We start from the raw sequence: 22,843 nt of genomic DNA, 5'->3' as shown, positions 1-22,843 counted from the left end.
TCGCCGGTGTTCACGACAAGTTCAACGTGGCGCGGAGGCGCGGGAGGTACCGGATCAGTGGTTTGGGTGGCGTGGGGGTGGTGATGACGGAGAGCGTGAGGCGGTAGCGGAAGGGGGCCGGGGTGAGGTGTTCGCCGGGGCGGAGCTCGGTGGCGAGGGCGCTGCGGGGGACCAGGGCCAGGTGGGCGCGGCGGCGGGCCATGGCGACCGTTGTACTGAGGGTGACACCGCGGCGTGGGAGCGCGCCGAGGGCGGCCAGGCGGGCGTGGATGTCCTCGATGCCGCGGTCGTAGGTGGCGAACGCGACCGGACGATCCTTCAGCGGGTGCCGGCCGCGGCCGGGTGGGCGGGCGCCGGGTGGGACGAACAGGACGAGTTCGTCGCGGCCGACGCGGCGCGCGACAGTCTCCCGCGGCAGGGTCATCTGGTCGGCGATCGCGATGAAGGCGGCGTCCATCGTGCCCTCGGCGATGCGCTCGACCAGGAAGTGGCCGTGGTCGACCTGCTGCTCGATGTCCAGGTCGGGCAGATCGGCGTCCAGGACCGGGAACAGGATCGGCGCGAGGCTGGCGAAGGTACCGATCACCAGTCGCCGGCCGACGGCGGCCGCCCGGGTGGCGGCGTACACCTCCTCGAGGTGGCCGAGGATATGGTCGGCCCGGCGGCTGAGCTCGGCGCCGGCCGCGGTCGGGCGGGCGCCGCGGGTGTCGCGCTCGAACAGCCTGGTGCCGCACAGGCGTTCCAGCCGGCTCAGTCGCTGGGACGCGGAGGGCTGCGAGATGCGCAGTTCGCGGGCGGCCGTGCCGACGGCGCCCGTACGGGTGACGGCCTGGACCAGCCGCAGGTCCTCGACCGAGGGTAATGAGGCCATAGGTTCAGCCTATGGCAACCAGGCAGCACCGGCTCACTACCTGAACGGCCGGAAACCTCGAAGAATCAAGGGTATGAGAGCCCGGTCCGAAGCGCTGGCGTTGCTCGCCGGCGGGGGAGCGGCAGACTTCGCCTTCCGGATCGCGCAGGTCGCACTGCCGTTGGTGATCCTGCGCGAGACGGGCTCGGTCGCCGCGACCGGCCTGGTCGGTGGTGCGGCCGGCATACCGGTGCTGTTGTCGCCGTGGTGGGCCCGGAAGGCACGGCAATGGGTGGACTCGGGTCCGAGGCTCGCAGTGGTTGCGGCGGTCTCGGCGGCAGCGCTGGCCCTCGTGCCGGCTGCGGCGATGCTCGGACTGCTCACTCCTGAGCTGCTGGTGATCAGCGGACTCCTGCTCGGCTGCGGCGACGCGCTGTCCACGCCGGGCCGGTCGGCTCTACTCGCCGACACCGGAGACCGGTGGGTTGAGGGCAGGGCCGTCGTACTGCTGACCTGGCAGGACGGACTCCGCCGGATCGGCATGATGGTCGGCCCGGTCGTCGGCGCCCTGGCGGTCGCGGCGGACCTGACGAACGGACTCCTCTGGGTCGAAGCCGCGACCGTGCTCGCCTCCGGTCTGCTGGCCTGCACCGTGCGCGCCGAGCGAGCACCTGGAGGTATAGCGACACCCTCGATCCGGGCGAGCCTCGAAGGGCGCCGTGAGGTGCTCTACGGCTGGATCGTCCGGGGTACGGGATGTGTGACGTGGTTCGCGTTCACTCTCGGCTTGTCGGTGATCGGCGAGGAGCGCGGACGGCCGGGCATCTACCTCGCCTCCGGCATGACCGGGTACGGCGTGGGGTCGGTGATCGGGACCGCGATCTCGCTGGCGATCGTCCGGCGGATCCGCCCGGTGCCGTTGGCATCGATCGCCTGGACCGGCATGGGGCTGTGCTGGATCGGCATGGGTCTGTGGACCACCCCGGCGGTCGTCGCCGTGATGGGCGCGTTCTCCGGGCTGACCGTCGTCCTGGGGATCGCGGCGATCTCCGTCATCATCACGCGGTCGTCGGCCGGCGCCGAGCGGCGGACGTTGTTGTCGGGCCAGAGTGTGGTGGTGAGCGCGAGCAGTTCGGCCGGGATGCTGGCCGGCGGGCCGATCATCGCCGCCGCGGGGGCTGCGCACACTCTGGTCGGAGCCGGGCTGCTGACGGCGCTGGTCGCCGTACTCGTGCTGGTGCGGTGCGAGACTGCGGGGTATGTCCGAGATCGTGATCACCACGTTGGCCGAGCGGCCTGAGTACCTGGAGCGGATGTACGAGTTCGCCGACGCGTGGCCCGAGTTCATGCACAACGACCCGATCGGCAACGCGTTCATGGGTCAGGTGCCGGTGCGGTTCCCCGACCAGTGCGTGGTGGCGACCGAGGACGGTGAGCTGGTGGCGCACGGCCGGAGCATCCCGTTCGTCTTCCCGGACGAGAACCGCACGGAGCTCCCGTCGGGCGGCTGGGACCGGGTGCTGCACTGGGGGTTCGCCGACCTGCGCAACGGCCGAGAGCCGAACGTGTCGAGTGCACTGGAGATCCTGATCCGGCCGTCCCACCTCGGCCGCGGCCTGTCTCACGAGATGCTCAGGGCGATGCGGGCGGCGGTGAAGGCGAAGGGACACAGCGCCCTGTTCGCGCCGGTCCGGCCGAACGGCAAGACGGACGCGGATCAGCCGATGACGGAGTACATCAAGCAGCTGCGCCCAGATGGTCTGCCACAAGACCCGTGGCTGCGGGTGCACGTCAAGGCGGGCGCAACCATCGTCAAGGTGGCGCCCCGGTCGATGGTGATTGCGGGCTCACTGGCGGAGTGGCGCGAGTGGACCGGCCTGCCCTTCGACACGACGGGCGACGTGATCGTCCCGAAGGCGCTCGTACCGGTGCATTGCGACGTACGGCATGACCACGCGGTGTACGTCGAGCCCAACGTCTGGATGCGGCACGATCTTTAGCGGGCGAGTCGGCCGAGGAGGGAGGCGGCTGCGCAGATGCCGGCGGTGGCGGCGACGATGAGGACTCCGAAGTCCAGCCAGTAGTTGGTGGGTAGGCCGATGAGCAGGCCGCGCAGGGCGCTGACCTCGTACGTGAGTGGGTTGACGTGGCTGACGACCTGCAGCCAACCGGGCATCAAGCTGACGGGGTACAAGGCGTTGGACGCGAAGAACAGCGGCATGGTGATCGCCTGACCGATGCCCATCAGCCGGTCGCGCCGCAGGACCAGGCCGGCGATCGTCATCGACAGGCAGGAGAAGAAGGCTGCGCCGAGGACGACGACCACGAACACGGCCAGCAACTTCAGCGGATTCCACGTCATGCTGACGCCGAGCAGCGCGGCGACGATGATGACGACGATCGCCTGCGAGATCGTCCGTACGCCGGCCGCGAACGCCTTGCCGGTCACCAGGGCGGAGCGCGGGCTGGGCGTGACGAGGAGCTTGGTGAGGATGCCGGCGTCGCGCTCCCAGATGATCTGGATGCCGTAGAAGATCGCCACGAACAAGGCGGACTGCGCGATGATGCCCGGCGCGAGATAGTCCAGGTACGGAACGTCGCCGGTCGGGATCGCCCGGATCCGGCTGAACGTCTGGCCGAAGATGACCAGCCACAGGATCGGCTGGATCGCGCGGGTGACGAGCTCGGTCCGGTCGTGCCGCAGTTTCTGCAACTCGACCAGGCAGAACGTGGCGATCCGCGACAGCAGCCGGACGGCGGCCCGGGGCCTGGACTCAGCCCATGCGTTGGGCGGTGCGACGGGTGCCACGGACATCGCGCAGGCCTCCCTTCTCGGCAGCGGCGAGACTCTCGCCGGTGTGGTGGCGGAAAACGTCCTCGAGGCTGGCTTCGGGTCCGAGCTCGGCCTTGAGCTCGTCCGGGCTCCCGATCGCGCGCAACCGGCCCTCGTGCATCAGGGCGACCCGGTCGCAGAGCAGGTCGGCCTCCTCCATGTAGTGCGTGGTCAGCAGCACGGTCATCCCGTACCGCTCCTGCATCTGCTGAACCCGGGCCCAGACCGAATCCCGGGCGACCGGGTCGAGGCCGACCGTCGGCTCGTCCAGTACGAGCAGTGCCGGCCGGTTGACCAGCGCCTGCGCCAGCTCCAGGCGGCGCACCATGCCACCGGAGTACGTCGAGGCGAGCCGGTCCGCGGCATCGGTCAGGTCGACGATCTCGAGCACCTCGGCGACCCGGGCGGCCCGCTCCCGACGCGGTACGTCGAACAGCCGCGCGAACCACGACACGTTCTCCCGGGCGGTCAGCGCCCCTTCGATCGACAGCTGCTGCGGGACGTAGCCGAGCATCCGCCGTACCGACATCGCGTCGGTGCGGACGTCGAGCCCGAAAACCCGGACTGTGCCGGACTGCGGTCGGTAAAGGGTGTTGAGGACGCGCAGCGTGGTGGTCTTGCCGGCGCCGTTCGGACCGAGCAGGCCGAAACACTCGCCGGGTGAGACCTCCAGATCCAGGTTGTCGACGGCGAGATGATCGCCGAACCGATGGCTCAAGCCGTCGATCCGGACGGCCGGAACCGGGTCAGGCACTGAATCCGCACTCATCCTCGCTCCTTCCCCTGCTGGACCAGGGCACGTTCGTCTTGCTGGGGGTGCAACCGCTCCGCGAGTACGTCGAGCACCGGCAACGCGGCCCGCAATGCGTCCCGATCGTCGGTCTCGAGGCCGTCGAGCGCCTGGGTGACGAGCGCGGTACGGCGGTCGCGCCAGGCCTCGACCTGCTCACGGGCCGGCTCGGTCAAGGTCAGCCGGGCGACGCGCCGATCGGCCTCGTCCGGGGAGCGCACGAGCAGCCCGCGCTCGATGAGCTGACCGACCAGTGTCGACACCGTGTTCGCGACCAGGCCGAGCTCGGCGGCGGCCTCGGTCACCGAGATGCCGGGGTTGCGGCGGACTGTCCGGACCAGCTCGGTCTGTGAGCCGGTCAGCGTCGACAGCGACCCGGGCCGCCCCGCGGATCGGCGGAGGTGCCGACGCACCAGCCCGAGCGCGGCCAGCAACTCCTCGGCGAGGACGTCGTTGCTCATGCTGATCAGAATACCTCTGTCGCAGAGATATTTCAGCGACACGAAACCCCAACTTGTGGGGGTACGCCGGGGAGCCGGTCCGTCGGAGCATCGATGCCATGAACACAACAGACAGCAACAAAGCCGTCGTCAGGGACTTCATCGACGGACTGTTCACCAAGGGGGACCCGAGCGCGGTCGACACGTACCTCGCCGGGGACTTCATCAACCACGATCCGCCGTTCGGAGTCACGCCGGACGGTGACGGGATGCGGGCGGCCGGCGCGATGATGCGGGCCGCGTTCCCCGACTGGCACAGCGAGCTGCACGCACTCGTTGCCGAGGGCGACATCGTGGTCGAGCGGTTCACCGCCGGCGGGACCCACGAGGGCGAGGTGATGGGCATCGCGCCGACCGGGAAGACCGTCAGCCTGCCCGGGATCAACATCTTCCGGCTCCGCGACGGCCGGATCGTCGAGCGCTGGGGCGGCCTGGACGACCTCGGTTTCCTCAGGCAGCTCGGCGTCGTACCGGCGTAGCATCACGATCATGGGGGCGGCGGATCGCCTGGACGTGCTGATTCAGCGCTGTTACGCGGGGCTGGACGCCGATGAGCTGCGGTCCGAGACGCTACGCCGGCTGAAGGGCCTGATGACGATCGACGCGGCGTTCTTCGCGACGGTCGATCCGGCCACCGTGCTGTTCACGGCGGTCAGTGTGGACGAACCGCTCGGTGCGGTGACCGAGCAGTTCCTCGCGAACGAGTTCGGTCAGGCGGATGTGAACAAGTTCGTCACACTCGCCGCGGCACGCGATCCGGTCAGCTCACTCGGGCACGCGACGAAGGGTGACTGGGCCAGCAGCGCTCGGTACGCCGAGGTGATGCGGCCACTCGGTCTCGGTGACGAACTCCGGGCCGCGCTGGTGTCGAACGGCCGCTGCTGGGGCGTCATCTGCCTGCACCGCGAGGACGCGGACGCCGGGTTCTCGGAGCAGGAGTTGCAGCTGGTACGGCGCCTGACACCACATCTGGCCGAGGGACTGCGACGAGGCCTCCGCATGGGGTCGATGGAGACCGCGGACGTCGGGCCGGGGGTGGTCGTGCTCGATGCGGATCTGCGGGTGGAGTCGATCAGTGCGGAGGCCGAGCACTGGTTGGCCGAGCTGGATCCGGATCGTCGCAGCGAGCTCCCCGTCGCGGTGCGAGCGGTGGCCGCTCAGCTGATGCAGGTGCAGGAACTGCCCGCGGCGCCGGCGGTCAAGGTGCGGACGAAGGCGGGCCGCTGGCTGGCCCTGCACGCCTCGACACTTCGAGGCGGTGGCGAGCGGACCGCGGTGGTGATCGAGCCGGTCACTCCGGCGCAGCTGGGGTCGTTCCTGCTGGATGTGCATGGGTTGACGCCGGCTCAGCAGCGCGTGACGGAGTTGCTGTTGCAGGGGTTCTCCACACGGCAGATCGTCGAGCGGTTGTGCTTGTCGCCGTACACCGTGCAGGAACATGTGCGAGCGGCGTACGACAAGGTCGGCGTTGGCAGCCGCCGGGAGCTGGTGACGGCTTTGCTCAGAGGGTCCGCATCACCCGGATGATGCGGCGGCGGAGCCAGACCCGCCGGGTGCCGTCGGGGTAGCGTCTCAGCCGGGCCAGCTCCCAGCCGCCGTACTCCGCGTGCTCGGTCAGCAAACGACGGACCGCGCCACGCGATTCCGTCCTCGACACCTCGAACTGCTGTAGCTCATATTCGGCCATCCGCACCTCCAACGACTTACGACACATCCTCCAGCGCAGCGACGATCGCGGGCGGGAGGGTCAGCTCCTCCACACCCAGGACCGACTTGAGCTGCATCGCCGTCCGGGCCCCGACGATCGCCGCCGACACTCCCGGCCGGTCCCGCACCCAGGTGAGCGCCACCTCGAGCGGGGTCCAGCCGAGCCCGTCGGCGGCTCGTGCGACCGCTTCCACGATGCCCGAACCGCGGCCGTCGAGATAGGGGTCGACGAATCTGGACAGATGCTGAGACGCGGCCCGGGAGTCCGCAGGGATGCCCGTTCGGTACTTTCCAGTCAACACACCGCGGCCAAGCGGCGACCACGCCAGCACCCCGATCCCGAGCCCGCCGGCCGCGCGGATCGCGTCCGCCTCGGCGTCGCGGGCCAGCAGTGAGTACTCGACCTGGTTGGACACCGGCACCGCGCGGCCGGGCCAGGCCTGCTGCCAGGTGACGGCCCGGGCCGACTTCCAGCCGGCGTAGTTCGACACGCCGACATACCGGACCTTGCCCGAGTTCACCGCGTGGTCGAGCGCGGACAGCGTCTCCTCCAGCGGTACGTCGTCCGACCAGGTGTGCAGCTGCCACAGGTCGATGTGGTCGACGTTCAGCCGACGCAGCGACGCCTCGAGGTCACGCAGCAGGGCACCCCGCGAGGTGTCGGTGATCCGCTCACCGCGGCGGACGCTGAACCCGGCCTTGGTCGCGATCACCAGGTCGTCGCGGTCCACCACGTCGCCGAGCAGCGACCCGATCAGGCGCTCGCTGTCGCCGTCGCCGTACGCCGCCGCGGTGTCGATCAGCGTGCCGCCGGCGGCGACGAACGCGGCGAGCTGCTCGCGCGCCTCGTGCTCGTCGGTGTCGCGGCCCCAGGACATGGTGCCCAGGCCGAGCCTGCTCACCGCCAGTCCACTGTGACCGAGATAGCGCTGCTGCATGACCCGAGCCTATTGCGGGCCACCGACAACGGCTCGCTAGGCTCGCCAGTCATGCGACTCGGACTCAACATCGGCTTCGTCTTCGGCGGCGACGACCATCTGGACCATCTGCGGCTGGTGCGAGAGGCCGAGCGGCTCGGATTCTCGGTCACCTGGGCGGCGGAGGCGTACGGCTCGGACGCCGCCACGCTGCTCAGCTGGATCGCCGCCCAGACCACCACGATCGACGTCGGCGCCGCGGTCTTCCAGATCCCGGCCCGGTCCCCGGCGATGACCGCGATGACCGCGGCCACCCTGGACCGGCTGTCGAACGGCCGGTTCCGGCTCGGCCTCGGCGTGTCCGGACCGCAGGTGTCGGAGGGCTGGCACGGCGTCCGGTTCTCTCAGCCGTTGCTCAGGACGCGTGAGTACGTTGCCATCGTGAACTCCGCTCTCCGCCGTGAGACCGTTGCGTACGAGGGCAAGTACTTCACGCTGCCGCTGCCGGACGGACCGGGCAAGGCGCTCAAGCTGACCGTCCGGCCGATCCGTGACCACGTGCCGATCTATCTGGCCGCGGTCGGCCCCAAGAACCTCGAGCTGGCCGGCGAGATCGCCGACGGCTGGCTCGGCATCCTCAACGACCCCGCCTATCTGGGAGAGCAGTTGAACCACGTCAAGACGGGCCGCGAGACCCGCCAACTCGCTCTCGACGGTTTCGACGTCGTCGCGTCCGTACCGGTGATGACCGGAGACGACCTGCACGCCGCGGCCGACCCGATCCGTGGATACGCCGCGCTGTACATCGGCGGCATGGGGAGCCGGGAGAAGAACTTCTACAACGCGCTCGCGGTCCGGATGGGCTACGCCGACGAGGCCAAGGAGATCCAGGACCTCTACCTGGACAAGAAGCACCGCGAGGCGATGGCCGCCGTACCGGAAGGATTCATCGACTCGATCTCGCTGCTCGGCGGCAAGGAGCGGATGGCCGAGAAGCTCACCGCGTACGCCGAGGCCGGCGCGACGACCGTCGCGATCACGCCGTTCGCCTCCACCGTCGACCAGCGGATCGCCGACCTGCGCACGGTCGCCGAGGCGCTCGACCTCGCCGGAGTCGGTCACTGATGACGATCTGGGACGCCATCATCCTCGGCATCGTCGAGGGCCTGACCGAATTCCTGCCGGTGTCCAGCACCGGCCACCTGACCATCGTGTCGAAGATGCTCGGCCTGCAGATCGACGACCCGGCGATCACCGGCTTCACCGCGGTGATCCAGGTCGGCGCGATCGCGGCGGTCGTCCTGTTCTTCTGGAAGGACATCCGGCGGATCGCCGTCGCCTGGGTGCGCGGCCTGGTCAAACCCGAGCACCGTGGTGAGTTCGACCACCGGATGGGCTGGTACGTGATCGTCGGCTCGGTGCCGATCGTCATCGTCGGGTTCCTCGCGCGAGACATCATCTCCGGTCCGCTGCGCAGCCTGTGGTGGGTGGCCGCGGCTTTGATCGCCTGGTCGTTCGTGATGGTTGCCGCCGAGCGCCTCGGCACCAAGAGCCGGCCGCTGGAGAAGCTCACCTTCGTCGACGCGCTCGTGATGGGCCTGGTCCAGTGCCTGGCGCTGATCCCGGGCATCTCGCGGTCGGGTGCGACGATCTCGGCCGGCCTGTTCCGCGGCCTGGAACGGGTGGCCGCGGCCAGGGTCTCCTTCCTGCTCGGCATTCCGGCCCTCGTCGGTGCCGGTGCGTACGAGCTGAAGGACGCCCTGAACGGCGACGTCGGCGCCGTCCCGCTGCTGGTCGGGACCGTGGTCAGCTTCATCGTCGCCTACGTGTCGATCGCCTGGCTGCTGCGGTTCCTCGTCAACCACACGATCGAGGTGTTCGCCTTCTACCGCCTCCTGCTCGGCATCGTGCTCGTCATCCTCCTGGCCACCAGCACAATCACGGCGACTTAGCTCGGATCCGTGGCTGCCGACGGTCCCGCCCACGCCGGCCCGCGGGTTGCGGCCTGGGCGGACGTGGCGCACTGACTAACCCGGTCCGTCAGCCGCCGAGGGCTCGCGGCCGAGCGGGGCCTGTGTGGCATCGCGTTGCTGTGAGTGGTGCAGGTCCGGTCAGCGGCGCGGCGTCGCCGAACCCGGCACCGCCGCCGGGGCGGGGTGTGGGTGGACTTGCAGGCCATCACATTCGCCGAGACGCTGCGATGGTCCGTGCGAGGCCTTCGTCCCCGCCTGGTTGTGATGGCCTGGCGATCCGGTCGACGGCGCGGCAACACCCACGGAACCGACCGAAGTTGCGCAGTGGGCTGGGGCGGAGAAGGGATCCGGGGACGAGGGCCGGACTCGTCCGTGGATCCCGGCTCAGAGCCAGCCCACCTTGCGGAAGAAGCGGTACATGGTGGTGCAGGTGACGGCCAGCAGCAGGAGGATGGCGTAGTACCCGAAGTGCCAGCGGAGCTCGGGCATGTTGTCGAAGTTCATCCCGTAGATGCCGGCCACCATGGTCGGCACCGCGGCGATGGCGACCCAGGCCGAGATGCGGCGCATATCGTCGTTCTGCTGCACCGAAACCCTGGCCAGGTGGGCATGCAGGGCCGAACTGAGCAGCGTGTCGATGGACTCGGTCTGGTCGGAGACGCGGTTGAGGTGGTCGACGACGTCGCGGAAGTACGGCGCGGCCTTCGGGTTGATCCCGGGCATGCCGTGGGCGAACTGTTCCATCGGATCGCGCAGCGGCTGGACGGCCCGGCGCATCTCGAGCACCTCGCGCTTGAGCTTGTAGATCCGCTCGGCGTCGCTGGTGCGCTCGGGGGAGAACACCGAGCTCTCGATCTCATCGACGTCGAGCTCGACCGACTCCGCGACCTTCTCGTAGTCTTCCACGACCGAGTCGCAGATCGCCCACAGGACGGCGGCCGGACCGTGGCCGAGCAGGGAGGCCCGCTCCTCCAGCTGATGCCGGGCCGTGGCCAGCTCGCCGCCCTCGCCGTGCCGTACGGTCACGACGTACCGCGGACCGATGAAGACGCTGAGCTGGCCGGTCTCCACGGCGTCGCCCTCGTCGACGTACCAGAGGGTGCGCAGGACGACGACGATCGCCTCGCCGAAGCGCTCGATCTTCGGCCGCTGGTGGGCCTTCAGCGCGTCCTCGACGGCGAGCTCGTGCAGGTCGAACAGGCCCTGGACGCGACGCATCTCGGCGTCCGACGGATCGTGCAGGCCGACCCAGCCGAAGCACTCGCCGTTGTCGTCGATGGCCTGGGCAACGGTCTCGGGATCCCTGGGCAGGTCCTGCCGTTCGCCCTCGGCGTACACGCCGCAGTCCACGATCACGCCACCATCATGGCACCGTCGCTTGACCGGACCGGATAGCGTGCAGGTCATGCCCACGGTGATTCTGGTCCGGCACGGCCGCAGCGCCGCGAACACATCCGGCACACTGGCCGGCCGCACGCCGGGTGTGAAGTTGGACGAGACCGGCGTCAAGCAGGCGGAGGCGGTCGCGCAACGGCTGGCCGAGCTGCCGCTGGCGGCGATCGTCACCTCACCGCTGGAGCGCTGCAAGCAGACCGCGGCGGCGATCGCGAAACACCACGAAGGGTTGCGTCCGGCAACGGATCGGCGGCTGACCGAGTGTGGGTACGGCGACTGGACCGGGCAGAAGATCGCCACCCTGGCGAAGGATCCGTTGTGGGCGGTCGTCCAGCAGCACCCGTCCGCGGTGACGTTCCCGAACGGCGAGTCGATGCGGGCCATGCAGCAGCGTGCCGTCGACGCCGTACGGGCGCATGACGCGGCGCTGGCCAAGAGCCACGGCGACGGTGCGATCTGGGTGGCGGTGTCGCATGGCGACGTGATCAAGGCGATCGTCGCGGACGCGCTGGGTCAGCACCTGGACACCTTCCAGCGGATCGTGGTGGACACCGCGTCGACCACGATCATCACCTACACCCCGACCCGCCCGTTCCTGGTCCGGCTGAACGATTCCGGCAGCGAACTGAAGTCCCTGATCCCCAAACCCCCGGCCAAGGGAAGGACCAAGAAGCAGTCCTCGGACGCGGTGGTCGGCGGACGGTAATAGGGTCTAGACATGGCGCGAGTTGTGCATTCCTACGACGACCCGGATCGGTTCGTCGCCGGCACCGTGGGGGAACCCGGTGCGAGGACGTTCTTCCTGCAGGCGCGGGCCGGCGTCCGGCTGACCTCGGTGGCCTGTGAGAAGGAACAGGTGATGGCGCTCGCGGAGCGGCTCGACGTGATGCTGGACGAGGTGGCCCGGCGGTTCGACCGGGACCCGGCCACGCCGACCTCGATCGACGACACGGACCCGCTGGAGCAGCCGATCGAGGAGGAGTTCCGGGCCGGCACCATGACGCTGGCCTGGGAGGCCGACGCCGAGCGGGTGGTGATCGAGGTGTTCGCGGTCGTCACCGGCGAGCAGGCCGACCTGGAGGAGACCGACCCGATCACGGCCGCGATGGAGTCCGAGGACGCGGAGGTGTTCGTCGTCCGGATCACCGAGGAGCAGGCCCGCGCGTTCGCCCGGCGGGCGGTCGCTCTGGTCGCGTCCGGTCGCCCGAGCTGCCCGTTCTGCGGCCGGCCGATCGACCCGGAGGGGCATATCTGTCCACGTGCCAACGGCTACCGCAGGCACCTGCCGGAATGAGCGATCCGGACCTGCTCGCCCAGGGGGAGCTGTCCCTGCACGGCCGGCTCGTGGCCGCGTCGAACGGCACCTTCCAGGGATCGGTGAGCCTCGACGGCGAGACCGCGACCGTGGTCTACAAGCCCGTGCAGGGGGAGCGGCCCTTGTGGGACTTCCCCGACGGCACGCTGGCTCAGCGCGAGTTCGCGGCGTACGTCGTGTCCGAGGCGCTCGGGTGGTCGGTCGTGCCGCCGACGCTGCTGCGCGACGGGCCGCTCGGCGACGGCATGGTGCAGCTGTGGATCGACGAGGCCGAGCTCGGTCCGGGGGAGACCGAGCTGGTCGACATCGTCCCGCAGGGGCGGGTGCCGGCCGGATGGCTCGGCGTACTCGACGCGCTCGACGGGCGGCACAACCCGGTGACGCTGGTGCACGCGGACAACGAGGCGTTGCGGCGGATGGCGGTATTCGATGCCGTGGTCAACAATGCCGACCGCAAGGGCGGCCACGTGCTGAACCCGGGCGACGGCCGGGTGTACGGCGTCGACCACGGCGTCACGTTCAACGCCGACGACAAGCTGCGGACGGTCCTGTGGGGCTGGGCCGGCGACCCGATCCCGGCCGACCTGCTGGACGACGTACGCCGGTTGGCCGATCAGCTGGCCGGTGGACTCGGTCAGCAGCTGTGCGACCTGATCACCGCGGTCGAGCTGACCGCCACCCGCGAGCGCTGTGCGACCCTGCTCAAGACGGGTGCCTATCCGTTGCCCAGCGACGATTGGCCCGCCATTCCCTGGCCCGCGTTCTGACCTGGTCTCGACCGTGGAATGGAACGTGTCGCGTCGTTGAAAACCGGACTGGCATAAGCTCCGACACATGCAGGCGTGGACGAAACCAGACATCCCGGTCGTGCCGGGCCCGGCCCGGCGGCTGCGCCTTTACGACACCGCCTCGGGCGGGCTGGTCGAGGTGCCGCCGCTCGACAGCGCGACGGCCCGGATGTACGTGTGCGGCATCACACCGTACGACGCCACCCACATGGGCCATGCGGCGACGTACCTGACGTTCGACCTGGTCAACCGGCTCTGGCGAGACGCCGGGTACGACGTCCACTACACGCAGAACATCACCGACGTCGACGATCCGCTGCTCGAGCGCGCGGCCGAGACCGGTGTCGACTGGACCGACCTGGCGTACCAGGAGATCCAGCTCTTCCGCGACGACATGACCGCGTTGCGGGTGATCCCGCCGCAGCACTACGTCGGTGTCGTGGAGTCGATCGACCTGGTGGCGAACGCGATCGAGGACCTGCAGCGGGCCGGCGCGGTCTACTCGGTCGACGGCGACCTGTACTTCGCGGTGAAGGCGGACCCGGCGTTCGGCAGTGTCTCCGGGTACGACCGCGAGACGATGCGGGAACTGTTCGCCGAACGCGGTGGGGACCCCGATCGCGAAGGCAAGCGGGACCCGCTCGACAGCCTGCTGTGGCGGCACGAGCGCCCGGGCGAGCCGGCCTGGGACTCGGCGGTCGGCCGCGGTCGCCCGGGCTGGCACGTCGAGTGCTCGGCGATCGCGCTCGAGCATCTCGGGATGACGTTCGACGTCCAGGGCGGTGGGTCGGACCTGATCTTCCCGCACCACGAGATGTCGGCGAGCGGCGCGCAGGTGGCGACCGGGAAGTACCCGTTCGCGCGGGCCTACGTGCACCAGGCGATGGTCGGCCTGGACGGCGAGAAGATGTCCAAGTCCAAGGGCAATCTCGTGCTGGTGTCGAAGGAACGCCTGGCCGGTGCCGACCCGATGGCGATCCGGCTGGCGTTGCTCGCGCACCACTACCGCACGGACTGGTTCTGGATGCCGTCCGATCTGCTCGACGCGCAGGCACGACTGGACGTCTGGCGTGGCGCGATCGGCCGGGGTTCGGGTCCGGACGGTGCCGCCGCGGTCGACGCCGTACGCGCGGCGCTCACCAACGACCTGGACACGGTCGCCGCGCTGTCGGCGGTCGACACCTGGGCGTCCGCCAACGGCGACGACCCGGAGGCGCCCAGCCTGGTCGCCCAGGCCGTCGACGCTTTGCTGGGAGTGAAGCTCTAGCCGGTCACCGGCTGGTGGGTCTTGATCGGCGTCGGGCCTGGGTTCGGGTGATTCGTCGAGGCCAATCGGATGCCGCGCAGCCGTCGGCCGGGAGGTGTCCGGTCCCAGGGTGGTGTTCCGTCCGATGCAGTGGGGCGGAGGTGGACTGGGGAGGGAAATGTACTGATATGGGGGTAAAACCCTCCCCAGTCTCGCCGCGACCTCTGGCCAAACCATCACACCCGTCCCGTGCGTACCGGCATACCAACCAAATCGGCTACTCCGGGTGAGGTTACGGCGTCAGGTAGTGATCGGCGATGTCGTCGCTCGTGGTCAGCCAGACGTCGGGCTGCGCGGCGATGTACTCCAGCGCGAGGTCCAGGTACTTCGCCCGGAACGGCTGCCCGATCACGAACGGGTGCAGGGCCAGCGCCATCACGCGGCCGCTGTGCTCGGACTCCGCCCGGAGTACGTCGTACTGGTCCTTGACCATCTGGAGGAAGTCGGGACCGGTGAGGCCACGCAGGAACAGGCCGAGGTCGTTGAGCTCGAGCGTGTACGGGACGCTGAGCATGCCGGGGACGTTCAGCCGGTAGGGCTGGTCGTCGTTGGTCCAGTCGAGCACGTAGCTGTAGCCGAGCTCGGACAGCAACTGGGGAGTGTTGTGGGTCTCGGTCAGGGCCGGACCCATCCAGCCCTTGGGGTGTTGACCGGCGGCCGTCTCGATGGTGTCGGTGATGTCGGTGAGGATCCTGCGTTCCTCGGCCGGCTCGTAGCCGGTGTGCAGGGTCGAGTTGGTCTGACCGTGGGCGAGCCAGGCCCAGTCGCGTTCCACGCCGGCCTTGATGATCTGTGGGTTGTGCTCGGCAACCATCGAGTTCACCAGCGCGCTGGCGCGGATGCCATGCCGGTCGAGGATGTCGATGGTGCGCCAGATACCGACCCGGGCGCCGTAGTCACGCCAGCCGTGGTTGAGCGGGTCGGGCTTGACGTCGAGGGGCCAGATGCTCGTCGACGGCTGGTCGGGGACGAAGTGCTCGAGGTTGAGGCCGACATAGAAGGCGACTCGCTTGCCATCGGGCCATGTGAGCCGGGGGCGTTCGGTGATCGGGCTGTAGTCGAAGAGCGTCATACCGGGAGGGTAAAATCTGACATCAGTGTCAACTTCAAGTCCTGCGGGAGGATTGGCGATGCGGATCGGGGAGCTGGCCCGGCGGACGGGTGTGAGCGAGCGGTCGCTGCGGTACTACGAGCAGCACGGGCTCCTGGTGTCCGAGCGGACCCCTGGTGGGCAGCGCGAGTACGCCGAACGCGCGATCGACCGGGTGATCCTGATCCAGGAGCTGTTCGCCGCCGGCCTGCACAGCAAGAAGATCGCCGAACTCCTCCCGTGCATGCGCGACCCCGACGGCGGCCCCAACGAGCACGCCACTCCCGAGCTCGTCACCTCGCTGACCGCTGAACGCGACCGCATCGACCGCATGATCGCCGACCTCGCCACGTCCCGCGCCGTCCTCGACGACGTCATCACCACCGCCGCCCGCGAACTGTAGTTCCGGGTACTGGGGTCGCCCCACGCGCGACGTGGTGGGCCGGGACGGGATAGTTCGGCTCTTCTGCTGGATGTGTGGGTGATGCGAGTGTCTGTCCGGCCGGGACGTCCAGGTCGAGCCCGTCGTGGGTCGGTTGGGATGTGCAGGGTCGACAGGAGGTGCCGGTGCAGGAGTGCTGCTCGGGCGAGGCATTCACGCCTGAGATCGGCTGGCCCGACTGGGGCTGGGGCCGACACCTCCTGTCGACCTTGCACGTCCCAGCCTCCAGCTGCGCGCCATCAGCCTCCGACCGCACCCAACCGACCCCACCGGACCGACCGCACGGGGGCACGGCGGAGCGGGAGCCGGGGCGGATTCGTGGGGTTGACGGTGGGATCGGTGCGGGTCTGCGGGACTTGGGACACCAGTTGGAGTCGTCGGACAGGTTGTGCCGTGTCCGCGGTCCTGGGTACCTGTCCGAGGTCGCGACGTAGGAGCTGTAGCACGCGTGGGTGTGACACCCAGCCCTAGTCGCTGGGGTGGTTTTTGTTGCGGCGGCGTAGGTAGCGTTCGAATTCGGCGGCTATTGCTTCGCCGGTGGCCTCGGGGAGGTCGGTGGTGTCCCGTTGCTCCTCGAGCGACTGGACGTACTCGGCCACCTCCGGGTCCTCCTCGCTGAGCTCGTCGGCGCCGCGCTGCCACGCGCGGGCCAGCTCCGGGAGGTCGCCTTCGGGGATCTGCAGGTCCAGCAGCGCCTCGACCTTGCCGAGCAGGGCGAGAGACGCCTTCGGGCACGGAGTGCCGGCGATGTAGTGGGGGATCGCCGACCAGATCGAGACCGACGGTACGCCGAGGGTGCTGCAGAGGTCGGCGAAGACGCCGGTGATGCCGGTCGGGCCCTCGTACGTCGACGCCTCCAGGCTCCAGGACGCGGTCAGCTCCGGGTCCGACGAGCTGGCCGACACCGGGATCGGGCGGGTGTGCGGCGAGTCGGCGAGCAGGGCGCCGAGGACGACGACGAGCTGCGCGTTGGACTCGTCGACGACCTCGAGCAGCTCCTGGCAGAACCCCCGCCAGCGCATGTTCGGCTCGATGCCGCGGATCAGCAGCACGTCCCGGTCGGTGTCCTCGGGCCGGGCCAGGTAGAGCCGCGTGGTCGGCCACGACAGCCGTCGTACGCCGTCCTCGTCGAAGCCGACCTGGGGCCGGTTCACCTGGAAGTCGTAGTAGTCCTCGGGGTCGATCGCGGTGACCAGCTCCGCGTCCCACTCGTCGATGAGGTGGTCGACCGCTCCGGTGGCCGCCTCGGCCGCGTCGTTCCAGCCCTCGAACGCGGCGATCACGACCGGGTCCCTCAGGTTCGCGAGGTCAACCACTCGCAGGCCCCCTGTCGTCTCTGTAGCCATCCGGCGGGGTCGCCGGAAACCGGACTGCCAGCCTACGTGCTCGGCCGGTCCGGCGTGCCGGGTTTCACGCCCAGCGGAACGTGTCGGACGGCCCCGGCATGTCCTGACCTGGGGCGACACGGGAAACTAGGTGTGACGTGATCGCCGGAGACTGACGGAGGAGCTGGAGTTGCCACCCCTGCAAGCGGTGCTGTGGGACATGGACGGGACGTTGGTCGACTCCGAGAAGGTCTGGGCGGAGGTCCAGCTGCGCCTTCTGGCCGAGCTGGGCGCGACCTGGACGGTCGAGGACTGTGTCGGGCTGATCGGTAGTGACCTGCGGGACGCCGTGCAGGTGTGGATGTCGCGGATCCCCGCGGGGGTGATCACCGCCGACGAGCTGGCCGACCGGATGTTCTCCGAGGTGATCGAATCGCTCCGCAGGGAGGTGACTTTCCAGCCGGGTGCGGTCGAGCTCCTGCAGGCGCTGCGCAAGGAAGAAATCCCGTGCGCGCTCGTCTCGGCGTCGTACCGGACGATGATCGACGCGGTGCTCGGCCACCTGCCGCCGGAGCCGTTCGACGTGATCGTTGCCGGCGACGAGGTAACCCTCGGCAAGCCACACCCGGAGCCGTACCTGACCGCCGCGGCGAAGCTCGGCGTGGACCCGGCGCACTGCGTGGTGATCGAGGACTCGGTCACCGGCACCCAGGCGGGGACCGCGGCCGGCGCGTACGTCGTCGCCGTACCGCAATGGGTGTCGATCCCGGAGGCGCCACGCCGGCTCGTCGTCGGCTCCCTCGAGCCCCTCACCCCGGAGTCCCTGCGCGCGCTGCTCCATTGCCGAGTTACCGTCACTTGGTGCCCTCGGGGGCGTTGTAGTTCGGGGAACGGGCTGGGGAAGGGTGAGATCGTGATCGAGTGGGTGCGCCGGGTGTCGGCGGCCGCGGCGGTGGGCGCGCTGGGCGTGTCGCTGGCCGCGTGCGGTGAGCCGGACGACAACGCGCCGCACCAGGGTCAGACGACGCCGAAGCTGATGGTGCTCCGGCTCGCGACCACGGACGCGATCACGTCGCTCGACCCGGCCGGTCCGTACGACGTGGGCTCGCGGACGGTGCAGGCGAATCTGTACCAGACCCTGCTGACGATCATGCCGGGTAAGCCGACTCCCGTGCCGGATGCCGCGGACTGCCAGTACGACTCGCCGACGACGTACACGTGCAGCCTGAAGGAGCACCTGACCTTCCCGAACGGGCACGAGCTGACGTCCTCGGACGTGAAGTTCAGCTTCGACCGGATGCTCCGGCTGAAGACGCCGGGTGGCGCGGCCGGCCTGTTCACCTCGGTGAAGTCGGTGAGTACGCCGGACGACCTGACCGCGGTGTTCAACCTGAAGAGCCCCGACGCCCGGCTGCCGTACCTGCTGACCACGACCGCCGCGTCGATCGTGGACGAGGAGTCCTACCCGGCGAACAAGCTGCTCGACACCAAGGCGATCGGCAGCGGCCCGTACCAGGTGACGGCGTACAAGCCCGGCGAGGAGATCACGCTGGCGAAGTTCGCCGGGTACCACGGTCCCCGCGGCGCGCAGAACGACGGGGTCGAGATCAGCCTGCTGAAGGACTCCACCGCGCTCTACCAGGCGATCACCACCGGCAAGGCCGACCTGGCCTTCCACGGCTTCGGGCCGAGCCTGCTGGACAAGTTGCGCAAGTCGGATCAGGTCCAGGTGATCGACAGCGACTACGCGGACACGCGGTTCTTCGCCTTCCACATGAAGTCCCTGATCGCGCGCCAGCCGGCCGTACGGCGTGCGATCGCGCAGCTGATCGACCGTCCGGCGATCGCCAAGAAGGCGTACGGCGACCACGTCACGCCGCTGTACTCCGTGGTGCCGCCCGGGTTCGGTGGGCAGGTCGACGCGTTCAGGACGGAGTACAAGCAGCCGAGCAAGGCGGCCGCCACGGCGATCCTGAAGGACGCGGGCATCACCGTGCCGGTGCCGTTGACGGTCGGCTGGACGCCGACGGAGTACGGCGTGGGCGCGAAGGCCGAGGTGATCGAGCTCAAGCGGCAGCTCGAGGCGTCGGGGCTGTTCCGGGTCACCTTGCGGAGCGCGGAGTGGCCGCAGTACCAGCAGCTGACCCGGGCCGGGGCGTACGACCTGTTCCACGCGGGCTGGATCCCGCAGTACCCGGATGCCGACGACTACCTCGCCCAGTTCGTCGCCACCGACGGAGCGTTCCAGAACGGCTACCGCTCGGCCGCGGCGTCGAAGTTGCTGCAGCAGGAGACCACCGAGCAGAACGGCCTGGAGCGCGACGATCTGGTCGGGCAGTTACAGGGCGTGCTCGCCCGAGAGGCCCCGGTGATCCCGAGCTGGCAGGGCCGGCTGACCGTGGTCGCGGGCAAGGATCTGGAGAACGTTCCGGCGGCGATGGACCCGCTGTCGTACCTCTATCTCTCCGTCCTGCGGAAATGACACAAAGATGCCATGACAGTAACGGTTCGCGAGGCCCCGGCGACCGTGGGTGCGTCACCGTGGTTTACTGCGGAATGTCCACGATACGGGACGATTTCCTGACGATCACGATCGGGCAACGCAGCACTTTCCGCGTTTGACTCCGGCGAGTAATGGCGGCAGGTTTAGGCGGCAGCCAACCAAACCGGTCTCGTACCGGTCCGTACTGAATCAGGCAGGGGAACCCATCGCGTGACTACCCCACTCGACGTCGAACCCGGATCATCGGCAGCCCAGCCGGAGGCCGTCGTCGCGGGTGTGCGCAAGATCGAAGGCCGCTCGCTCTGGCAGATCTCCTGGATGCGCCTGAAGCGCGACAAGGTCGCGATGGCCGGCGGCGTCGTGGTGATCCTGCTGATCCTGGTCGCGGTCTTCGCGCCGCTGATCTGCAAGCTCGTCGGGGTCACACCCAACGACTTCCACCAGGACCTCGTCGACCCGTCGCTGCAGATCCCGATCGCGAAGTGGAACGGGATCAGCTGGGACCACCCGTTCGGGATCGAGCCGGTGAACGGTCGCGATATCTTCGCCCGGATTGTGTACGGCGCCCGGATCTCCCTGCTGATCGCCTTCCTGGCCACCCTCGTGGCGGTCGTGATCGGGGTCACGATGGGCGTCATCGCGGGCTACTTCGGCGGCGTGGTGGACACCCTGATCAGCCGCTTGATGGACATCTTCCTCGCCTTCCCGCTGGTGCTGTTCGCGCTCGCCCTGGTCGGCGCGATCCCAGACTCGGCCTTCGGTCTCCAGGGTGACTCGTTACGGGTGGCGCTGATCGTCTTCATCATCGGGTTCTTCAGCTGGCCCTACATCGGCCGGATCATCCGCGGCCAGACACTGTCGCTGCGAGAACGGGAATTCGTCGACGCCGCCCGCAGCCTCGGTGCCCGGCGTCCGTACATCCTGTTCACCGAGCTGCTGCCGAACCTGATCGCACCGATCCTGGTCTATGCGACTCTGCTGATTCCGACGAACGTGCTGTTCGAGGCGGGGCTGTCGTATCTCGGTGTCGGGGTCCGGCCGCCGACCTCCAGTTGGGGCGACATGCTGTCCGGGGCCGCGAACTGGTACCAGGTCGATGCGCTCTACATGGTGCCTGCCGGCCTGGCCATCTTCGTCACGGTACTGGCCTTCAACCTGTTCGGTGACGGGCTGCGGGACGCCCTCGACCCACGCTCGCACTGAGACCTACCTCAAACCAGGGAGCCTGGCTCTCACGAAAAAAGGGGTGCAACAAGAGATGAGATGGAATCGCATCACGACGGCAACAGCCGTCAGTGCGGTCGTCGCAGCGAGCCTGGTGGCATGCGGGGGCTCCGACAACGGAGGGTCCAGTGGCTCCGGCAACAGCGCTAACGCCACCAAGGCCGAGTACAACGCGGCCATCGGCAAGGTGTTCAAGCCGACCGACCAAAAGGGCGGCACGCTCCGGATGGCCATCACCGAGAAGTGGGACTCCACGGACCCGGCTGACACCTACTACGGCTTGTCCTGGAACCTCATCCGCAACTACGTCCGGCCGCTGACCACCTTCAAGGCCGCTCCTGGTAAGGCAGGCACGGAGGTCGTTCCGGACCTCGCCGAGACGCTCGGTGTGCCCAGCGACGACGCGAAGACCTGGACCTACAAGATCCGCAAGGGCGTGAAGTTCGAGGACGGCACGCCGGTGACCTCGAAGGACGTCAAGTACGGCGTCGCGCGCTCGCTGGACAAGGCCACGTTCACGCAGGGCCCGACGTACTTCAACGACTTCCTGCTGGACGTGCCGAAGGACTTCAGTCCGTACAAGGACAAGGCGCTGGCCGGGCTCGCGAAGGCGATCGAGACGCCGGACGACCAGACGATCGTCTTCCACCTCAACAAGCCTTTCGCGGGTTTCGACTACTTCGCTCAGCTGCCGTCGACCTCTCCGGTGCCGCAGGCGAAGGACACCGGTACGAAGTACCAGCTGCACCCGATGTCCACGGGCCCGTACAAGTTCGAGAGCAATGACCCGAACAAGGGCATTGTGCTGGTCCGGAACGACCAGTACGACCCAGCGACGGACCCGAACTCCGGGCGGAAGGCGCTGCCGGACAAGATCACGGTCGACTACAACGTGAACCAGGCCGACATCGACAACCGGCTGCAGGCCGGTGACCTCGACGTCGACATCGCCGGTACCGGTGTGGCCGCGGAGACCCAGGCGAAGGTGCTGGCCAACCCGCAGCTCAAGGCTCACGCGGACAACGGCTCCTTCCCCCGGCTGTGGTTCACCGTGCTGAACAGCGACGTCAAGCCGCTGGACAACATTCACTGCCGGAAGGCCGTGCTCTACGCTGCCGACCACGAGGGTTACCAGCGTGCGTACGGTGGTCCGGTCGGTGGCGACATCGCGACCAACCTGATGCCGCCGCAGGTCGCGGGTGCGCAGAAGTTCGACGACTACGGCTTCGAGACCGACAAGAACGGCAACCTGGACAAGGCCAAGCAGGAGCTCCAGCAGTGTGGCCAGCCGAACGGCTTCAGCACCAACGTCAGCTACCGGGCGGACCGGCCCAAGGAGAAGGCCACCGCGGAGTCGCTGCAGCAGTCACTGAAGCGGGTCGGCATCAACCTGACCACGAAGCCCTACCCGACCGGTGACTACACGAAGCTGTATGCCGGCAAGCCGGACTTCGCGAAGGCCAACAACCTTGGCCTGATCGTCTACGGCTGGGGTGCGGACTGGCCGGACGGCTTCGGCTTCCTGAGCCAGATCGTCGACAGCCGGGTCATCCGGGCCGCCGGTGGCAACACGAACCTCGGTGTCAAGATCCCCGAGGTCGACCAGATGATCGACAAGGCTCTCGAGACCACCGACAAGTCGGCCCGCGAGAAGATCTGGGTCGATGTCGACAAGAAGGTCATGGAGCAGGCGGCAGTCCTGCCGGGCATCTGGGCGAAGGGCCTGCTGTACCGCCCGGACTCCCTGACCAACGTGTTCATCAGCGACGGCCAGAGCATGTACGACTACGCCGCACTCGGCGTCGCCCCGAAGTAGTCGGCCCGCCGCTCTATCGACACTTCCCATTCAGAGGTAGGTGAAGGCTAACGGTGGCCGGTGATCCCC

23 protein-coding genes are annotated in these 22,843 nt (G+C 68.7%); 14 read left to right on the top strand and 9 right to left on the bottom strand.

The features are described 5' to 3' along the window. Window positions 1-10: 10 nt before the first annotated feature. The gene (locus OG558_RS35490) at window positions 11-871 is read right to left on the bottom strand and encodes a LysR family transcriptional regulator (RefSeq protein WP_329476760.1); all 861 of its coding nucleotides are present in this window, start codon (window positions 869-871) and stop codon (window positions 11-13) included. A gap of 73 nt (window positions 872-944) precedes the next feature. Here OG558_RS35490 and OG558_RS35485 point away from each other — a divergent pair, with 73 nt between their 5' ends. Together OG558_RS35485 and OG558_RS35480 are read left to right on the top strand one after the other, a co-directional pair. Further along, entirely contained in the window at window positions 945-2,150 is a 1,206-nt protein-coding gene (locus OG558_RS35485) for an MFS transporter (protein WP_405066889.1), read from the top strand. Beyond that, window positions 2,110-2,850, top strand: coding sequence for an N-acetyltransferase (locus OG558_RS35480; RefSeq protein WP_405066887.1), 741 nt, complete (start codon window positions 2,110-2,112; stop codon window positions 2,848-2,850). Before OG558_RS35485 ends, OG558_RS35480 begins: the two co-directional genes overlap by 41 nt. Here the strand turns inward: OG558_RS35480 and OG558_RS35475 are convergent. Genes OG558_RS35475 through OG558_RS35465 form a run of 3 tightly spaced genes read right to left on the bottom strand, consistent with a single transcriptional unit; the run spans window position 2,847 to window position 4,934 of the window. Then, complete coding sequence (locus OG558_RS35475; RefSeq protein WP_405066886.1) at window positions 2,847-3,665, bottom strand: ABC transporter permease; 819 nt, start codon at window positions 3,663-3,665, stop codon at window positions 2,847-2,849. The genes OG558_RS35480 and OG558_RS35475 overlap by 4 nt on opposite strands. Then, window positions 3,625-4,452, bottom strand: coding sequence for an ATP-binding cassette domain-containing protein (locus OG558_RS35470; RefSeq protein WP_329476769.1), 828 nt, complete (start codon window positions 4,450-4,452; stop codon window positions 3,625-3,627). Before OG558_RS35470 ends, OG558_RS35475 begins: the two co-directional genes overlap by 41 nt. Next, window positions 4,449-4,934: a MarR family winged helix-turn-helix transcriptional regulator gene (locus OG558_RS35465; RefSeq protein WP_405066885.1), complete on the bottom strand. Its 486-nt coding sequence runs from the start codon at window positions 4,932-4,934 to the stop codon at window positions 4,449-4,451. Before OG558_RS35465 ends, OG558_RS35470 begins: the two co-directional genes overlap by 4 nt. Before the next feature lie 98 nt (window positions 4,935-5,032). Here OG558_RS35465 and OG558_RS35460 point away from each other — a divergent pair, with 98 nt between their 5' ends. Next, entirely contained in the window at window positions 5,033-5,452 is a 420-nt protein-coding gene (locus tag OG558_RS35460; protein ID WP_405066884.1) for an ester cyclase, read from the top strand. A 10-nt stretch (window positions 5,453-5,462) separates the two neighbouring features. Next, a complete protein-coding gene (locus OG558_RS35455) occupies window positions 5,463-6,500 on the top strand; it encodes a LuxR C-terminal-related transcriptional regulator (protein ID WP_405066883.1) in 1,038 nt (345 codons plus the stop codon). Here the strand turns inward: OG558_RS35455 and OG558_RS35450 are convergent. Beyond that, window positions 6,475-6,660, bottom strand: coding sequence for a DUF5703 family protein (locus OG558_RS35450; RefSeq protein ID WP_130448421.1), 186 nt, complete (start codon window positions 6,658-6,660; stop codon window positions 6,475-6,477). The genes OG558_RS35455 and OG558_RS35450 overlap by 26 nt on opposite strands. 16 nt (window positions 6,661-6,676) lie before the next feature. Next, window positions 6,677-7,618 carry an aldo/keto reductase gene (locus tag OG558_RS35445; RefSeq protein WP_328520594.1) on the bottom strand — a complete coding sequence of 314 codons (942 nt, stop codon included), beginning with the start codon at window positions 7,616-7,618 and terminating at the stop codon, window positions 6,677-6,679. Window positions 7,619-7,669: 51 nt separating this feature from the next. On the opposite strand from OG558_RS35445, the gene OG558_RS35440 reads away from it, so the two are divergent. Beyond that, the gene (locus OG558_RS35440; protein WP_405066881.1) at window positions 7,670-8,722 is read left to right on the top strand and encodes an LLM class F420-dependent oxidoreductase; all 1,053 of its coding nucleotides are present in this window, start codon (window positions 7,670-7,672) and stop codon (window positions 8,720-8,722) included. Next, the gene (locus OG558_RS35435) at window positions 8,722-9,549 is read left to right on the top strand and encodes an undecaprenyl-diphosphate phosphatase (RefSeq protein WP_329476779.1); all 828 of its coding nucleotides are present in this window, start codon (window positions 8,722-8,724) and stop codon (window positions 9,547-9,549) included. Before OG558_RS35440 ends, OG558_RS35435 begins: the two co-directional genes overlap by 1 nt. A gap of 405 nt (window positions 9,550-9,954) precedes the next feature. On the opposite strand, the gene OG558_RS35430 is transcribed toward OG558_RS35435, so the two are convergent. Then, window positions 9,955-10,926 (bottom strand): magnesium and cobalt transport protein CorA, encoded by a 972-nt coding sequence (locus OG558_RS35430; protein WP_329476781.1) that lies wholly within the window; start codon window positions 10,924-10,926, stop codon window positions 9,955-9,957. A 49-nt stretch (window positions 10,927-10,975) separates the two neighbouring features. Here OG558_RS35430 and OG558_RS35425 point away from each other — a divergent pair, with 49 nt between their 5' ends. The 4 genes from OG558_RS35425 to mshC all read left to right on the top strand — a co-directional run bounded on the left by OG558_RS35425 (window position 10,976) and on the right by mshC (window position 14,335). Continuing rightward, window positions 10,976-11,671, top strand: coding sequence for a histidine phosphatase family protein (locus OG558_RS35425; RefSeq protein ID WP_405066880.1), 696 nt, complete (start codon window positions 10,976-10,978; stop codon window positions 11,669-11,671). Between the two features lie 12 nt (window positions 11,672-11,683). Then, window positions 11,684-12,259 (top strand): DUF3090 family protein, encoded by a 576-nt coding sequence (locus OG558_RS35420; protein WP_329476784.1) that lies wholly within the window; start codon window positions 11,684-11,686, stop codon window positions 12,257-12,259. After that, complete coding sequence (locus tag OG558_RS35415) at window positions 12,256-13,047, top strand: SCO1664 family protein (protein ID WP_405066879.1); 792 nt, start codon at window positions 12,256-12,258, stop codon at window positions 13,045-13,047. Before OG558_RS35420 ends, OG558_RS35415 begins: the two co-directional genes overlap by 4 nt. A gap of 67 nt (window positions 13,048-13,114) precedes the next feature. Then, the gene (gene mshC, locus OG558_RS35410) at window positions 13,115-14,335 is read left to right on the top strand and encodes a cysteine--1-D-myo-inosityl 2-amino-2-deoxy-alpha-D-glucopyranoside ligase (protein ID WP_405066878.1); all 1,221 of its coding nucleotides are present in this window, start codon (window positions 13,115-13,117) and stop codon (window positions 14,333-14,335) included. A 271-nt stretch (window positions 14,336-14,606) separates the two neighbouring features. On the opposite strand, the gene OG558_RS35405 is transcribed toward mshC, so the two are convergent. Next, on the bottom strand, window positions 14,607-15,446 hold the full coding sequence (locus OG558_RS35405) for a polysaccharide deacetylase family protein (protein WP_405066877.1): 840 nt from the start codon (window positions 15,444-15,446) through the stop codon (window positions 14,607-14,609). A 58-nt stretch (window positions 15,447-15,504) separates the two neighbouring features. On the opposite strand from OG558_RS35405, the gene OG558_RS35400 reads away from it, so the two are divergent. Beyond that, window positions 15,505-15,867, top strand: coding sequence for a MerR family transcriptional regulator (locus OG558_RS35400; RefSeq protein WP_405066875.1), 363 nt, complete (start codon window positions 15,505-15,507; stop codon window positions 15,865-15,867). A 506-nt stretch (window positions 15,868-16,373) separates the two neighbouring features. Here OG558_RS35400 and OG558_RS35395 read toward each other — a convergent pair. After that, window positions 16,374-17,222 (bottom strand): PAC2 family protein, encoded by an 849-nt coding sequence (locus OG558_RS35395; protein ID WP_405066874.1) that lies wholly within the window; start codon window positions 17,220-17,222, stop codon window positions 16,374-16,376. 199 nt (window positions 17,223-17,421) lie between these two features. Here OG558_RS35395 and OG558_RS35390 point away from each other — a divergent pair, with 199 nt between their 5' ends. The 3 genes from OG558_RS35390 to OG558_RS35380 all read left to right on the top strand — a co-directional run bounded on the left by OG558_RS35390 (window position 17,422) and on the right by OG558_RS35380 (window position 22,774). Then, entirely contained in the window at window positions 17,422-19,713 is a 2,292-nt protein-coding gene (locus OG558_RS35390; protein ID WP_405066873.1) for an HAD-IA family hydrolase, read from the top strand. 231 nt (window positions 19,714-19,944) lie between these two features. Continuing rightward, a complete protein-coding gene (locus tag OG558_RS35385) occupies window positions 19,945-20,937 on the top strand; it encodes an ABC transporter permease (protein ID WP_405066872.1) in 993 nt (330 codons plus the stop codon). Between the two features lie 55 nt (window positions 20,938-20,992). Continuing rightward, window positions 20,993-22,774: an ABC transporter substrate-binding protein gene (locus OG558_RS35380; RefSeq protein ID WP_405066871.1), complete on the top strand. Its 1,782-nt coding sequence runs from the start codon at window positions 20,993-20,995 to the stop codon at window positions 22,772-22,774. The last annotated feature ends 69 nt before the right edge of the window (window positions 22,775-22,843 follow it).

This window comes from Kribbella sp. NBC_01510 (genome assembly GCF_045040325.1).
In the GTDB taxonomy this organism is placed as follows: Bacteria; Actinomycetota; Actinomycetes; order Propionibacteriales; family Kribbellaceae; genus Kribbella.
Note: the sequence above shows the minus strand (reverse complement) of the source record. Positions and strands in the feature narration are given on the sequence as shown.

Coding starts and splice junctions, on each gene's coding strand:
- OG558_RS35445 (WP_328520594.1), bottom strand. CDS start 7,618: ATGCAGCAGCGCTATCTCGGTCACAGTGGACTGGCGGTGAGCAGGCTC.
- OG558_RS35480 (WP_405066887.1), top strand. CDS start 2,110: ATGTCCGAGATCGTGATCACCACGTTGGCCGAGCGGCCTGAGTACCTG.
- OG558_RS35470 (WP_329476769.1), bottom strand. CDS start 4,452: ATGAGTGCGGATTCAGTGCCTGACCCGGTTCCGGCCGTCCGGATCGAC.
- OG558_RS35490 (WP_329476760.1), bottom strand. CDS start 871: ATGGCCTCATTACCCTCGGTCGAGGACCTGCGGCTGGTCCAGGCCGTC.
- OG558_RS35440 (WP_405066881.1), top strand. CDS start 7,670: ATGCGACTCGGACTCAACATCGGCTTCGTCTTCGGCGGCGACGACCAT.
- OG558_RS35435 (WP_329476779.1), top strand. CDS start 8,722: ATGACGATCTGGGACGCCATCATCCTCGGCATCGTCGAGGGCCTGACC.
- OG558_RS35415 (WP_405066879.1), top strand. CDS start 12,256: ATGAGCGATCCGGACCTGCTCGCCCAGGGGGAGCTGTCCCTGCACGGC.
- OG558_RS35400 (WP_405066875.1), top strand. CDS start 15,505: ATGCGGATCGGGGAGCTGGCCCGGCGGACGGGTGTGAGCGAGCGGTCG.
- OG558_RS35485 (WP_405066889.1), top strand. CDS start 945: ATGAGAGCCCGGTCCGAAGCGCTGGCGTTGCTCGCCGGCGGGGGAGCG.
- OG558_RS35460 (WP_405066884.1), top strand. CDS start 5,033: ATGAACACAACAGACAGCAACAAAGCCGTCGTCAGGGACTTCATCGAC.
- mshC (WP_405066878.1), top strand. CDS start 13,115: ATGCAGGCGTGGACGAAACCAGACATCCCGGTCGTGCCGGGCCCGGCC.
- OG558_RS35420 (WP_329476784.1), top strand. CDS start 11,684: ATGGCGCGAGTTGTGCATTCCTACGACGACCCGGATCGGTTCGTCGCC.
- OG558_RS35380 (WP_405066871.1), top strand. CDS start 20,993: ATGAGATGGAATCGCATCACGACGGCAACAGCCGTCAGTGCGGTCGTC.
- OG558_RS35405 (WP_405066877.1), bottom strand. CDS start 15,446: ATGACGCTCTTCGACTACAGCCCGATCACCGAACGCCCCCGGCTCACA.
- OG558_RS35450 (WP_130448421.1), bottom strand. CDS start 6,660: ATGGCCGAATATGAGCTACAGCAGTTCGAGGTGTCGAGGACGGAATCG.
- OG558_RS35455 (WP_405066883.1), top strand. CDS start 5,463: ATGGGGGCGGCGGATCGCCTGGACGTGCTGATTCAGCGCTGTTACGCG.
- OG558_RS35465 (WP_405066885.1), bottom strand. CDS start 4,934: ATGAGCAACGACGTCCTCGCCGAGGAGTTGCTGGCCGCGCTCGGGCTG.
- OG558_RS35425 (WP_405066880.1), top strand. CDS start 10,976: ATGCCCACGGTGATTCTGGTCCGGCACGGCCGCAGCGCCGCGAACACA.
- OG558_RS35475 (WP_405066886.1), bottom strand. CDS start 3,665: ATGTCCGTGGCACCCGTCGCACCGCCCAACGCATGGGCTGAGTCCAGG.